This window comes from Acinetobacter sp. YH12023, from assembly GCF_013420135.1.
GTDB lineage: Bacteria > Pseudomonadota > Gammaproteobacteria > Pseudomonadales > Moraxellaceae > Acinetobacter > Acinetobacter amyesii.
In genome coordinates this window covers 140,293-153,457 of record NZ_VOYU01000007.1, presented here as the reverse complement: position 1 = coordinate 153,457, position 13,165 = coordinate 140,293, and the positions used below count along the sequence as shown (strand labels likewise).

The 13,165-nt window shown below is 41.5% G+C and carries 12 protein-coding genes; 8 read left to right on the top strand and 4 right to left on the bottom strand.

Annotated elements, in window-relative coordinates:
• Nucleotides 1-72: 72 nt before the first annotated feature.
• The gene (catM, locus tag FTT92_RS09595; RefSeq protein WP_078193763.1) at nucleotides 73-996 is read right to left on the bottom strand and encodes a cis,cis-muconate-binding transcription regulator CatM; all 924 of its coding nucleotides are present in this window, start codon (nucleotides 994-996) and stop codon (nucleotides 73-75) included.
• Between the two features lie 103 nt (nucleotides 997-1,099).
• Here catM and FTT92_RS09590 point away from each other — a divergent pair, with 103 nt between their 5' ends.
• The 6 genes from FTT92_RS09590 (at nucleotide 1,100) to pcaD (ending at nucleotide 6,208) form a co-directional block, all read left to right on the top strand.
• Nucleotides 1,100-2,209, top strand: coding sequence for a muconate/chloromuconate family cycloisomerase (locus tag FTT92_RS09590; protein ID WP_180171992.1), 1,110 nt, complete (start codon nucleotides 1,100-1,102; stop codon nucleotides 2,207-2,209).
• 20 nt (nucleotides 2,210-2,229) lie between these two features.
• Nucleotides 2,230-2,520 (top strand): muconolactone Delta-isomerase, encoded by a 291-nt coding sequence (gene catC, locus FTT92_RS09585; protein WP_078190886.1) that lies wholly within the window; start codon nucleotides 2,230-2,232, stop codon nucleotides 2,518-2,520.
• A 154-nt stretch (nucleotides 2,521-2,674) separates the two neighbouring features.
• Complete coding sequence (locus FTT92_RS09580; protein ID WP_078193765.1) at nucleotides 2,675-3,361, top strand: 3-oxoacid CoA-transferase subunit A; 687 nt, start codon at nucleotides 2,675-2,677, stop codon at nucleotides 3,359-3,361.
• Nucleotides 3,362-3,380: 19 nt separating this feature from the next.
• Nucleotides 3,381-4,031, top strand: coding sequence for a 3-oxoacid CoA-transferase subunit B (locus tag FTT92_RS09575; protein WP_180171991.1), 651 nt, complete (start codon nucleotides 3,381-3,383; stop codon nucleotides 4,029-4,031).
• Between the two features lie 125 nt (nucleotides 4,032-4,156).
• The gene (gene pcaF, locus FTT92_RS09570; protein ID WP_180171990.1) at nucleotides 4,157-5,362 is read left to right on the top strand and encodes a 3-oxoadipyl-CoA thiolase; all 1,206 of its coding nucleotides are present in this window, start codon (nucleotides 4,157-4,159) and stop codon (nucleotides 5,360-5,362) included.
• A 66-nt stretch (nucleotides 5,363-5,428) separates the two neighbouring features.
• Nucleotides 5,429-6,208: a 3-oxoadipate enol-lactonase gene (gene pcaD, locus FTT92_RS09565; RefSeq protein WP_180155708.1), complete on the top strand. Its 780-nt coding sequence runs from the start codon at nucleotides 5,429-5,431 to the stop codon at nucleotides 6,206-6,208.
• A 638-nt stretch (nucleotides 6,209-6,846) separates the two neighbouring features.
• Here pcaD and FTT92_RS09560 read toward each other — a convergent pair.
• The 3 genes from FTT92_RS09560 to FTT92_RS09550 form a co-directional block, all read right to left on the bottom strand.
• Nucleotides 6,847-8,085, bottom strand: a complete 1,239-nt coding sequence (locus FTT92_RS09560) for a CaiB/BaiF CoA-transferase family protein (RefSeq protein WP_180171989.1) — start codon at nucleotides 8,083-8,085, stop codon at nucleotides 6,847-6,849.
• Nucleotides 8,086-8,136: 51 nt separating this feature from the next.
• Nucleotides 8,137-9,564 carry an MFS transporter gene (locus FTT92_RS09555; protein WP_180171988.1) on the bottom strand — a complete coding sequence of 476 codons (1,428 nt, stop codon included), beginning with the start codon at nucleotides 9,562-9,564 and terminating at the stop codon, nucleotides 8,137-8,139.
• 209 nt (nucleotides 9,565-9,773) lie between these two features.
• Complete coding sequence (locus FTT92_RS09550) at nucleotides 9,774-10,994, bottom strand: acyl-CoA dehydrogenase (RefSeq protein WP_180023660.1); 1,221 nt, start codon at nucleotides 10,992-10,994, stop codon at nucleotides 9,774-9,776.
• Between the two features lie 246 nt (nucleotides 10,995-11,240).
• Here FTT92_RS09550 and FTT92_RS09545 point away from each other — a divergent pair, with 246 nt between their 5' ends.
• Both FTT92_RS09545 and FTT92_RS09540 read left to right on the top strand, forming a co-directional pair.
• On the top strand, nucleotides 11,241-12,176 hold the full coding sequence (locus FTT92_RS09545) for a LysR substrate-binding domain-containing protein (protein ID WP_180107060.1): 936 nt from the start codon (nucleotides 11,241-11,243) through the stop codon (nucleotides 12,174-12,176).
• Nucleotides 12,177-12,279: 103 nt separating this feature from the next.
• On the top strand, nucleotides 12,280-12,981 hold the full coding sequence (locus FTT92_RS09540) for an NAD-dependent deacylase (protein WP_111884690.1): 702 nt from the start codon (nucleotides 12,280-12,282) through the stop codon (nucleotides 12,979-12,981).
• Nucleotides 12,982-13,165 lie beyond the last annotated feature (184 nt).

Below are 13,165 nucleotides of genomic sequence, written 5' to 3'. Positions count from 1 at the left end.
ATTGATATTCCATAAGACTCTATCATCTGAATAGTGGATTTTATGAAATATCAATCATGAAACCTTGATTAGTTATGCATCTGCATCGATGGCGCGTAAATCGATATTTTCTTCAACGAAAACTTCACGAATGCAATCCAGTATCTTTGGAATGTAATTACTATGATCCATATTGCGCACCGACAAAGAAATTGGACTATAGGCTTCCAAATCTAAGATTGGGATGTACATCAAATTTTTCATCCCAATATCACTAGCACTTTCAGGGATCAAAGAAATGCCTTCTCCCGACGCCACCAAGCCCAAAGCCATATGAATTTCACGCACTTCGGTTAAATGTTTAGGCACAAGTCCTAATTCGGTAAAAATGGATTGAATGAGGGTGGAAAAATTCGGTTTAGGTGTCGTAGGGTAGGCAAAAATTGGTTCATCTAAAATTTGAGAAAGATAAATGCCTTTGTCTTTAAATTCAGCCAAATGATGATTTTTATGTATAGCTAAACGTAGCGCTTCTTTTCTTAATAAAATACGTTTAATAGACGGATCTGTTAATCGCAGTCGTCCAAAACCAATATCGATTCGACCGGTTTTTAAGGCTTCAATCTGATCGCGTGTACCACATTCTATGAGTTCAACATGAATATCTGGGTTACGTTGTCGAAATAAATAAATAATTTGTGGCAATAATGCGTATAAAAGCGAACTGACATAACCAATGCGGACAGTTTTATCGACGGCATTAATTCGCTGTGCCATGGTTGTGGCCTGGGCGGTATGCGTCAATATCTGTACAGCATGCTCATAAAAGAACATACCTGCTTCTGTGGTTTTCACGGGTCTAGAACCACGCTCAAACAACGTAATCCCCAGTTCTTCTTCAAGTTTTTGAATTTGGCGGCTCAAAGGCGGCTGAGCAATACATAATTTTTCTGCTGCCTTGGTAATACTTTGCTCTTCAACCACGGTGACAAAGTAACGTAAGTGCCTTAATTCCATTTATATACCTTTTAAGTATCTAAAAATACCAAAATCGCTCTAGTTAAAGATATTACATTAAATTAGGGTATATAAATAGTTGGATAGATAAGAAATACGCAAGATGTATAAGTCGATTGAAACCCTGCTCGTGGAAATCCCAACAATCCGTCCGCACAAGATGGCTGTTGCAACCATGCAAAAGCAAACCCTTGTTTTGATTAAAATCACCACCGAAGATGGTTATATCGGTTGGGGTGAAGCGACGACGATTGGTGGTCTAGGCTATGGTGAAGAAAGCCCTGAAAGCATTCGTACCAATATTGAAACTTATTTTAGTCCTTTACTGAAAACCCTCACTGGTTTGAATGTTGCTCAAACCATGCAAGCCATTAAACGTAATATTAACGGCAATCGCTTTGCTAAATGTGCCATTCAAACGGCGCTACTCGATATTTTGGCGCAGCGTTTAAATTTGCCTTTAAGCGAAGTACTGGGCGGCCGTTTACGTGACAGCTTACCTGTTCTTTGGGTACTTGCATCTGGCAATACGGAAAAAGACATTGCCGAAGCAAAAAAAATGATTGCGACAAAACGACATAATATTTTCAAACTTAAAATCGGTTCACGGCCCGTTGAAGCTGATGTTGAGCATGTATTAGCCATAAAAAAAGCGTTAGGTGCGGACATTTCTATTCGTGTGGATGTCAACCGTGCATGGTCTGAATTAGATGCCATTAAAGGCATTCAATTGTTACAAGATGGTGGTGTTGATCTGATTGAGCAGCCTTGTGCAATCGATAACATTGACGCGATGCGCCGTTTAACTCGTCGTTTTGATATAGCCATTATGGCAGATGAATCACTGATGGGCCCGCAGACGGCATATCAACTTGCGCGGCACAATTCTGCATCTGTTTTTGCAGTCAAAGTTGCACAGTCTGGCGGTTTAATCGAAGGCTGTGAGGTTTCTAAAATCGCCAAACTTGCGGGTATCGATTTATATGGTGGAACCATGCTTGAAGGCCCTGTGGGCACTATTGCATCTGCACATGCATTTTCTACATTTGACAATTTAGCTTATGGCACAGAGCTTTTTGGTCCATTGCTGTTGACTGAAGAAATTTTAAAAAACCCACTTCAATATCAAGATTTCGAACTCAAGATTCCGACCACAGCAGGTTTAGGGATTGAAATTGATGAAAACAAAATTGATGACTTACGTCGTAAATAATATTTAGCTAGGAGTGAGAAATGCTTTTCCAAGTACGCATGGATGTCAATATTCCATTAGATATGCCAGTCGAAAAAGCCAATGAAATTAAAGCTGTAGAAAAAGCTTATTCACAAGATCTACAACGTCAAGGCAAATGGCGTCATATCTGGCGCATCACTGGTCAATATTCAAATATCAGTATTTTTGATGTTGAAAGCAATGAAGAGCTACACAACATTTTACAAGGGCTTCCCCTTTACCCGTATATGAATATTGAAGTCATGGCTTTAAATCGTCATCCCTCTTCTGTTCGCAGTGATGACAGCTGATGCGATTGGATTCCAATTGTGTAGCAAATGATTGGAATCCATTGATCTGCATTTTTAAATTTGTAAATATTTGAAATAAAAGATTATCTGCCTTTCATGACTGAAGTGGTTAGTCAGGTAAATAGTTTTATCGTTCTTGATGAAGGATCGTAGCATGATTGATAAAAGTACCGCTTCCTTAACAGAAGCACTTTCTCAAATTAAGGATGGATCAACCATTATGATTGGCGGTTTCGGTACGGCTGGTCAGCCTGCTGAACTGATTGATGGATTGATAGAACTTGGCATCAAAGATCTCATCATCGTCAACAACAATGCAGGTAATGGTGACTATGGACTGGCTAAATTACTCAAAGCTGGTGCTGTCCGTAAGATGATTTGTTCTTTCCCTCGCCAATCCGACTCTTGGGTGTTCGATGAGCTATACCGTGCAGGAAAAATAGAACTTGAGCTTGTACCACAAGGTAATTTGGCTTGCCGTATTCAGGCGGCAGGCATGGGTTTGGGTCCAATTTATACACCAACAGGTTTTGGTACGTTGTTGGCAGAAGGCAAACCTACACTCAATTATGAAGGCAAAGATTTTGTCCTCGAAAATCCAATTAAGGCCGATTTTGCTTTAATCAAAGCACATCAGGGCGACCGCTGGGGCAACTTGGTTTACAACAAATCAGCGCGTAACTTTGGCCCCATTATGGCTATGGCAGCAGATGTGACAATTGCTCAAGTTTCTGAAGTTGTTGAACTTGGTGCATTGGACCCAGAGCACATTATTACCCCTGGTATTTTTGTACAACATGTTGTTGCTGTTCAACCTGCACAGCTTGAGCAATCTGCATAAATCACGTGAGGAAAGAACCATGAGCTATACCAAATTAACCCGTGATCAAATTGCAGAACGTGTTGCACAAGATATTCCAGATGGCGCTTATGTCAATTTAGGCATTGGCTTGCCCACTAAAATTTCAAATTATTTACCAACAGACAAAGATGTCTTTCTACATTCAGAAAATGGCCTTTTGGCTTTTGGTCCTCCTCCGGCTAAAGGCGAAGAAGACCCTGAATTAATTAATGCAGGAAAAGAGTTTGTCACTATGCAAACGGGTGGCTGCTTTTTTCATCACGGTGACTCTTTTGCCATGATGCGTGGCGGTCATTTAGATATTGCAGTATTAGGCGCTTTTCAGGTTGCCCAAAATGGTGACTTAGCAAATTGGCATACTGGTGCGCCAAATGCAATTCCTGCTGTAGGTGGTGCAATGGATTTGGCTGTTGGGGCGAAAAAAGTCTTTATTACTACAGACCATGTGACCAAAAAAGGTGAACCGAAAATTGTCGCTGAATTGTCATACCCTGCGACAGGCCTGCAATGTGTCGATCGTATTTACACAGATTTGTGCGTCATTGATGTAACAGTTGAAGGCATGAAAGTCATTGAAAAAGTTGAGGGTCTGAGCTTTGACGAATTACAGTCAATGACCGGTGCAAAGCTGATAGATACGACAGCATAAAGCAAAAAGTCCCTCCTTGATTAAAGGAGGGATTTAGGGAGGATTAATATTCAAAAATTAACTTCCTGTAAATCCCTCCCAACCTCCCGTTAAAAGGGAGGAGCTGAGTTTTTAGGATTTATAAAATGAAAAATGCCTATATTATTGATGCAATCCGCACCCCTTTCGGTCGCTATGCGGGCGGTTTAGCAGCAGTGCGTACCGACGACCTAGGTGCCTTACCAATTAAGGCACTGATGCAGCGAAATCCAAGTATTGCTTGGGAGTCAGTTGATGACGTGATTTATGGCTGTGCGAACCAAGCCGGTGAAGATAACCGTAATGTTGCACGAATGTCGTCGCTACTTGCAGGTGTACCTTTTCAAGTTCCTGCTACAACTGTAAACCGACTTTGTGGTTCATCACTTGATGCAATTGCGATGGCAGCCCGTGCAATTAAGGCAAATGAAGCAGACTTAATTATTGCCGGCGGTGTTGAGAGTATGTCCCGTGCGCCCTTTGTTATGGGTAAGTCGGAAAGTGCTTATGAACGCAGCCAAAAGATTGAAGACACTACCATGGGTTGGCGTTTTATCAATCCAATCCTTAAGCAAATGTATGGCGTGGAAACCATGCCTCAAACCGCTGAAAATGTGGCAGAACAATTCAATATTAACCGTGCAGATCAAGATGCTTTTGCCTTAGAAAGTCAGCGCCGTACAGCTGCTGCACAAGCCAATGGTTTTTTTGAGAAAGAAATCATCCCTGTCGTCATTCCACAGCGTAAAGGCGACCCACTGATAGTCGATACAGATGAGCATCCACGCGGATCGACGACAGCAGAAGGTTTGGCAAAACTCAAACCTGTGGTGAAAGCAGATGGTACGGTAACTGCGGGCAATGCTTCAGGAATCAATGATGGTGCGGCTGCACTACTGATTGCTTCAGATGATGCTGTTAACAGATTTAAGTTAAAGCCACGAGCCAAAATTATTGCAGCAACGGTGGTGGGTGTTGAACCCAAAATCATGGGTTTTGGTCCTGCGCCTGCCATCAAAAAGCTATTAGCTCAAACAGGTCTAAGCCTTGAACAAATGGATGTGATCGAGCTGAATGAAGCTTTTGCGGCTCAAGCCTTAGCGGTTACCCGTGAACTAGGTTTAGAAGATGGCGCTAAACATGTCAATCCAAACGGTGGCGCTATTGCTTTGGGGCACCCTTTAGGTGCATCTGGAGCTCGTTTAGTGACGACTGCGTTAAATCAACTTGAGGCAATTTCAGGTCAATATGCCCTCTGTTCGATGTGCATTGGTGTCGGTCAAGGCATCGCTTTGATTATTGAACGTGTTTAATCCTCAATAAAAGTCCTCCTTCTCATAGGGGGATTTAGGGGATTTATAAAATTAAGGATTCAAAACATGCCTACATTTATATCCAATGATGCAACGATTAATTACGCAACTTTTGGTGACCACACACAACCTGCGATTGTCTTTTCTAACTCTTTAGGCACAAAGTTCAGCATGTGGCAGCCTCAGATAGAGGCGCTGCAGCAGGATTATTTTGTCATTTGTTATGATACACGTGGCCATGGTGCATCTTCTTCCCCCCAAGGGCCATATAGCCTTGATCAATTGGGTACAGATGTCATCCATTTATTGGATCATTTAAGTATTCAACAAGCCGCATTTTGTGGAATATCGATGGGTGGTTTAACAGGCCAATGGCTTGCAATACATCATCCTAAACGCTTTAACCATGTCATTATATGCAATACCGCTGCAAAAATTGGGCAAGAATCAGCTTGGAATGAACGTGCACAGTTAGTCCGTCAACAAGGTCTGAAACCAATTGCAGAAACAGCAGCATCACGATGGTTTACAGAACCCTTTATCCAAAGTAACACTGCAACTGTACAATCTTTGAGTAACGACCTCGGAGCTGGCAGCCCAGAAGGTTATGCAAGTTGTTGTGAAGCTTTGGCTAAAGCGGATTTACGCAATGAAATCTCGTCTATTCACATCCCGGTATTGATTATTGCAGGTCAACAAGACCCCGTAACCACAGTTGCAGATGGTCAATTTATGCAAGAACACATTGCAAATAGCCAATTATTTGAAATTAATGCATCGCATATTTCAAACATTGAACAGCCAGATGCATTTAATCAGGCTTTGCAGAATTTTATACAGCAATAATATGCAGCTGAACAAATTCAATGTAATGTTATTAAAATAGAGCCTTGCCATTGTGCAGGGCTTTATTTCGTTTGAAGGCTTTGATTTAATGTCCGTTCTTAAAATAAATGGACAATTAGAAGAATGGTTCATCTATATAAAAAACGGATCAATATTGCTTTCTAGTTTAATCATTGGCTTTAGTTCTACGATTTCTTATGCAGATGTTAAAACTCAGCGTATTAAGGATATAAAGACTTATACTCTCGTCAATGGAGATGGTATCGAAATCTTTCTGTGCAATTAGTAGACTTGAAAAATAGGCATATAAATGCTTATTGCGTGCAGCATTGCGGAAATTGGTTTGTGTATAATCCAGAATTTGAATGTTATAGCTTTAAGAAAAAATATCAAGGCGCAAAAGTATGGACATCTCTTTCATACGAAAAAATAAAGACCGTATTGCAGGCCCAAGCTTTGGTTAAAAATTATACTTCATCAAGAAGGCTAATATTAAAAATATTCCATAGATGAATATCCAAATTGAAAAAGACCGAAGTATTGGAGTCCTTCGGTCTAAACTTTTAACTCCACTCATTCCACATAGGCGTTTAAGCCCATATATTGAAGAATAGTTTGAAGAATAATCCCATGGAATTTTAAGCTGCAGGATGATTGAGTTGATCAATGATGCCTTGTGCAGCCAATTCATTTAATTCAGCTTCAGTTTTAAATTGGGACAAAATTTCGATTGTGTGCTGCCCTAACTGCGGCGGTGCATGACGGTATTCTACAGGCGTATCAGATAATTTCATCGGTGATCCAATCATTTTAAAATCATGATTTAAAGCATGTGGAATATTCACCACCATTTGACGATGTTGAATTTGCGGTTCATTTAATGCGTCTTCTACAGAGTTGATTACACCTACTGGCACTTTTACCGCATGAATCGCATCAACCCAAACTTGAGCATCTTGAGTCAGAAAATAAGCACTCAATAATGGAATTAATTCTTCACGGTGCTTCACTCGATCTTGATTACGTAAATAGTTCGGCTGATTTAACAGTTCTGTATAGCCAATCGCAATACACAAATCTTTAAATTGTTTGTCATTACCACAGGCAATAATAAATTCTTTATCTTTAGCTTTAAAGGTTTGATACGGTACAATATTCGGGTGATTATTTCCCATGCGCTTGGGTGCTTTGCCCGAAGTCAAATAGTTCATACCTTGATTGGCTAGCGCCGCCACCTGTACATCGAGTAATGACATATCGATATATTGACCGCGTCCTGTATGCTGCCGCGCCAACAATGCCGCCTGAATGGCAATCGTTGAGTACAGTCCGGTCTGAATATCGACCACAGCGACCCCCACCTTTTGTGCGCCACCACCGATTACATCATCAGATTCACCAGTAATACTCATCAGACCTGACATACCTTGAATAATAAAGTCATAGCCTGGTTCTTCCGCACGTGGACCATCCTGACCAAAACCTGTAATTGAGCAATATACGATATTGGGATTTAGTGCACTGAGCGATGCATAATCCAAACCATATTTTGCAAGTGAACCTGCTTTGTAGTTTTCAATCACGACATCTGCCGTCTGGGCAATTTCACGGACTAGGGCTTGCCCTTCTTCACTGGCAATATCAATGGCTACAGAATATTTATTACGGTTCGCACATTGGTAATAGCCTGATTCTCTCGTCGCTTGACCTTGCTGATTTGGCATCCAAGGTGGTCCCCACGTACGGGTATCATCACCCACTTTTGGACGCTCAATTTTGATTACCTCTGCACCTAAATCAGCCAAAATTTGACCGCACCAAGGACCTGCCAAAACACGGCTTAAGTCCAATACACGAATTCCTTTTAATGCACCCATAGTTCACTCCAGATGTGCCATAGTATTGAGCTATGGCACAGGTCTTTTTATTTATTTTACTGTTGCAGTTTTTGCAGATGCTTTTTGTTCTGCATCATCAACATATGTATCTACACTTGCCAGTTTTTCTTTTTCCGCATCTGAAGAAAGTGATGCTTGCTGGGGATCATATTGACGTTCACGAATGAACAAGCCCGGAATAACACCTGCAATAAAGTACGCAGCACCCATTACAATAAAGGCCATGGTGAATGATCCGCCAGCGGCAATCATACCAATGGTTGCTGGTGCTATGGCTGCGCCTAAACGTCCCATATTGTAAGCACCGCCAATAGCCGTACCGCGTACATCCGTCGAGAAGCTTTCTGCCATATAAGTTGCATTTACACCGTATGGAATACCGTATAGGAAACCGAAAGTTACGAGTAAATAGGCGATGTTGGTTGGTGTGTTATAGAAAATGATGATCGGTAAGAATGCTGCCGTAGCTACCGTACCAAACACAAAGGTAATACGACGTCCGAACTTGTCAGCGGTATAGCCTGCTAAAATTTTACCCAGAATCATGGCGGTATATGCGCCTACCATATAGCCTGTCATGGCTTTAAAGTTCATGCTGAGTTCGGTTTCTAGATACGTTGGCATCCAGTTGTTGACACCGTAGTAACCGAATTGTAGAAATGCAGCGGTCGACATCCAAAAGAAGAACATTTTACGATGATTGGTATGCCCAAAAATACGTTTATAAATACTTTCAGAAGGTGCATTTTGATTGACTGCAGCATGTTGCTGTACAGGTTCAAGTTTTAATTCACGGCGTTTTAGCTGCTCAATTTTTGCTTCCTGCCAAGATTTTGGTTCAGGAACAAAACGCATAAAGATCAGGGCAAAAGCAGCAGGAATAATGGTGACATAAAATAGCATGCGCCAGCCGTGATCTGGAATAATGGCACCCGCCATCAGCGTTGCAACGATATACCCCACAGTTTGACCCGTTTGCAAAGTCCCAAGTACTGTTGTGCGGTATTTGGTTGGTACATATTCTGCCATCAGCGTATTACACGCCATATAAAGTGAGCCCAGACCAAATGCGCCAATAAAACGTAAAATTAAAAATTGTTCATAGCTTTGGGTAAAGCCTAAAATACAGGTCATGATTGAGAAAAATACGACCGACCAAGCAATAGTTTTCACACGGCCAAATTTATCGCACGCCCATCCACCCGAAATACCACCCAGCGCCATCCCTGCTAAAGAAGAACTACCGAGCATTCCGGCTTGAAATGTACTTAAACCAAATTCAGCCTTTAAACTGGTCAGGCTGAATGACAGCAACATGATGTCTACACCATCAATCACCAAAGAAATAAAGGCAAAAATAAAAGCCATTTTCCAAGTGTTGCTTGTAATACGATGCATCGTGCCCACGTTAGAAGGCAATTTGAGCGTTCCTGCTCCGTTTCGCATTTCGTTATTCATTTCCTTGTTCCTCATTTTCCCAAATGAGTCATCGGCATTCCTATGTCTGCACATTTGCCTTTTTTATTCTTTTTATTTCATCACTGCTCAGGCTATTGCACAGAGTTACAAGAGTGTTTCACGATGAATCCTTTATTGATTAAGTTTATTTTTGCATAAAAAGTCTCTAAGGCACTCTATGTAGAGCACCTTATCGATATATAATTCAATTAGTTACCAAAAGCCGCGATGCCTGTTTGCGCACGACCTAAGATCAGTGCATGTACATCATGCGTTCCTTCATACGTGTTGACGACTTCGAGATTGACCAGATGGCGGGCAACACCAAACTCATCAGAAATGCCGTTACCACCCATCATGTCACGCGCAACACGGGCAATATCTAAAGCCTTGCCACAGTTGTTACGTTTAATGAGTGATGTGCCTTCTACAGCAGCAATGCCTTCATCTTTCATACGTCCAAATCGAAGCGCAGCTTGTAAACCCAAGGCAATCTCAGTTTGCATATCTGCAAGTTTCTTTTGAATCAGCTGATTCGCTGCCAATGGTCGGCCAAACTGTTTACGGTCCATAGTATATTGGTGCGCTGTATGCCAGCAGAATTCTGCGGCGCCCATTGCGCCCCAAGCGATACCATAACGAGCACTATTTAGACAGGTAAATGGACCTTTTAAACCACGTACTTCTGGAAAAGCATTCTCTTCAGGGACAAAGACATTGTCCATCACAATTTCACCGGTAATCGATGCACGTAAGCCAACTTTACCGTGAATTGCAGGAGCAGATAGACCTTCCCAGCCTTTTTCTAAAATAAAACCACGAATGTCACCAACATTACCTTCAGGCGATACTTCTTTCGCCCAAACAACAAACACGTCGGCAATTGGGCTGTTGGTAATCCACATTTTTGCACCCGTGAGACGATAGCCACCTTCGACTTTTTTTGCACGAGTAATCATGCTACCTGGGTCAGAGCCATGATCTGGTTCAGTTAAACCAAAACAGCCAATGTATTCGCCTGTTGCCAGCTTTGGTAGGTATTTCTGTTTTTGCGCTTCAGAGCCAAATTCATTAATGGGCACCATCACCAAAGAACTTTGAACGCTGGCCATTGAACGGTAGCCAGAATCAACATATTCAATTTCACGTGCAACGAGACCATAACTAACATAGTTTAGACCTGCGCCGCCGTATTGCTCTGGAATCGTTGGGCCAAGTAAGCCAAGTTCGCCCATTTCTCGGAAAATAGATGCATCGGTTTTTTCATGGCGGAATTGTTCGAGTACACGTGGCTGTAAACGCTCTTGACAGTATGCATGCGCAGTATCGCGAATCATGCGTTCTTCTTCAGTTAATTGCTGTTCCAAAAGAAACGGATCTTGCCAGTTAAATTGTACTTTTGGTTTTTTTACATTGACCATTTGATTCATCGCATCCTCTGCTTTTTCGGGCTTTCTTTGTTTTATTCGATGCTATGTGTGAAAAGTGATTCATTCAAACGATTAATTTGCATGTAGATATGCGCCTTTCGCATACCTGAGCTTTGTTCACAGCGTGTTAAGCACTTTAGCCACTGATTTGAACTGCGGATTGCTTTATTTATAGACTATAGTGGTATATGAAAATCATTCTTATATGCCATTTTGTGATACCTATCGATAAAAAGGACTTTATCTATGCGGCGCAATATTCCGTCTTTGCAAAGCTTAATTTGCTTTGAATCTGCTGCAAAACACGCAAGTTATACGCATGCTTCTCAAGAGTTATTTATTACGCAAAGTGCCGTGTCACGCCAAATTCAGCAGCTTGAAGAGTACTTAGGTGTCATGCTATTTAGCCGAACACGTCACGGTGTCGATCTCACAGAAGCAGGTAAGCAATATGCAAAAAGTATTAAACCCTTTTTGCAAGGCATCGAAAAAAGCACCTCAGATATCATGACGCACAAAGGCTTAGGCGGTACTTTAAAGCTGGGCGTTGTGCCAACCTTTGCCACACGTTGGCTGTTGCCAAAATTACATAAATTAAATGCACAGCATCCTGAAATTACCGTGCATTTGGAAACCAGTACCAAACCTTTTTTGTTTAATGAAAATGTCTTTGACGCAGCTATTTTTGCAGGAACGCAACAGCAAATTGAGCATTGGCCTGGCATTCAAGCGCATTATTTAATGGATGAAGAAGTGGTTCCCGTTTGTTCCCCCAAATTGATTGAAAACAACTTTCCACTTGCGGAAATGACGGATGATCATAGTTTTAATTTAAGTGATGAAGAATTGCTTCGATTACCCTTATTACAGCAAACAACCCGTCCAAGTATTTGGCAAGAATGGTTTCAAGCCCATCAAATTCAGCATCCCAAGCCTTTCGATGGGCAGAGGCATGAACTATTTTCTATGCTTTCTGTGGCAGCCAGTCATGGCATGGGAATGGCACTGATTCCACAAATGCTGATCGAAGCAGAACTGAGAAAAAAAGAATTGGTGATTGCATCAAATAAAAAACTGCACGGTAGCAGAAAGTATTATTTGGTCCACTCGAGTCAAGACAGTTCACCGCAAATACAAAAATTTGTCGATTGGGTGCTACAAGAATTGCATCAGCTGAGTTGAAGTAGTCGCTATATTTTGAGTACAGTAAATTCGCTGCATTATTCGTTCAATACATGTAACCGTACCTAATGGACGCATCAATTAAAATATAAGGCTATAATCTATGCAAAAAATTGTGGTGTTTTCAGGTGCTGGTATGAGCGCAGAAAGCGGCATCAATACCTTCCGTGACAGTGATGGTCTTTGGGAGCAGCATCGCATTGAAGATGTGGCCACACCTGAAGCTTGGGCACGCGATCCAGCTTTAGTACAGCGTTTTTATAATGAACGCCGTAAACATATTTTAGCCGCAGATCCTAATGCAGCGCATAAATTGATTGCTGAACTCGATGATTTTTTTGATGTACAAGTCATCACACAAAATATTGATGATCTACATGAACGTGCAGGCAGTCACAATGTACTGCATCTGCATGGCAATATTCGTTACGCAAAAAGCTCTGGCCCTCAGGCGCAATACACGCAGGAATTTTTCCCTATTGAAGGTACTGATTTAAACTTAGAGACCGACAAATGCCCTGAGGGTTATCCTTTACGGCCACATGTGGTCTGGTTTGGCGAAGCAGTTCCTGCCTATGAAGATGCCAGTGTAAGTGTACAAACAGCAGATATTTTTATTGTGATTGGCACAAGTCTGGCAGTCTATCCTGTGGCTGGATTAATTCACGAAATCCCTGCCAACTGCCGTGCATTTTATATCGACCCGAAAGCAGACTATCAACGCGTACCTGAGCAGTATCAATTGATTAAAGCAGGCGCGAGTGAAGGAATGAAAAAACTTTTTTTACAATTGGTTGCGCCATAAAAGTTCATTTTGGCATCAGTATTGATCAAAAAAACTAATATTACCTGCTTCTTTTGCAGGCTTTTTGCTGTTTATAGCTTATCTAACTTGGCTTAAGTCCAATAAATCACGGCATACACGCGTTTGGCATTCAAATTGCTTAACAGTATTACGTTTTATTAAAAAAGTAATATTGGGGCTTGGT

Excerpts from the sequence above, each read along its gene's own strand:
- catM (WP_078193763.1), bottom strand. The coding sequence starts at position 996 with ATGGAATTAAGGCACTTACGTTACTTTGTCACCGTGGTTGAAGAGCAA.
- FTT92_RS09590 (WP_180171992.1), top strand. The coding sequence starts at position 1,100 with ATGTATAAGTCGATTGAAACCCTGCTCGTGGAAATCCCAACAATCCGT.
- catC (WP_078190886.1), top strand. The coding sequence starts at position 2,230 with ATGCTTTTCCAAGTACGCATGGATGTCAATATTCCATTAGATATGCCA.
- FTT92_RS09580 (WP_078193765.1), top strand. The coding sequence starts at position 2,675 with ATGATTGATAAAAGTACCGCTTCCTTAACAGAAGCACTTTCTCAAATT.
- FTT92_RS09575 (WP_180171991.1), top strand. The coding sequence starts at position 3,381 with ATGAGCTATACCAAATTAACCCGTGATCAAATTGCAGAACGTGTTGCA.
- pcaF (WP_180171990.1), top strand. The coding sequence starts at position 4,157 with ATGAAAAATGCCTATATTATTGATGCAATCCGCACCCCTTTCGGTCGC.
- pcaD (WP_180155708.1), top strand. The coding sequence starts at position 5,429 with ATGCCTACATTTATATCCAATGATGCAACGATTAATTACGCAACTTTT.
- FTT92_RS09560 (WP_180171989.1), bottom strand. The coding sequence starts at position 8,085 with ATGGGTGCATTAAAAGGAATTCGTGTATTGGACTTAAGCCGTGTTTTG.
- FTT92_RS09555 (WP_180171988.1), bottom strand. The coding sequence starts at position 9,564 with ATGAATAACGAAATGCGAAACGGAGCAGGAACGCTCAAATTGCCTTCT.
- FTT92_RS09550 (WP_180023660.1), bottom strand. The coding sequence starts at position 10,994 with ATGAATCAAATGGTCAATGTAAAAAAACCAAAAGTACAATTTAACTGG.
- FTT92_RS09545 (WP_180107060.1), top strand. The coding sequence starts at position 11,241 with ATGCGGCGCAATATTCCGTCTTTGCAAAGCTTAATTTGCTTTGAATCT.
- FTT92_RS09540 (WP_111884690.1), top strand. The coding sequence starts at position 12,280 with ATGCAAAAAATTGTGGTGTTTTCAGGTGCTGGTATGAGCGCAGAAAGC.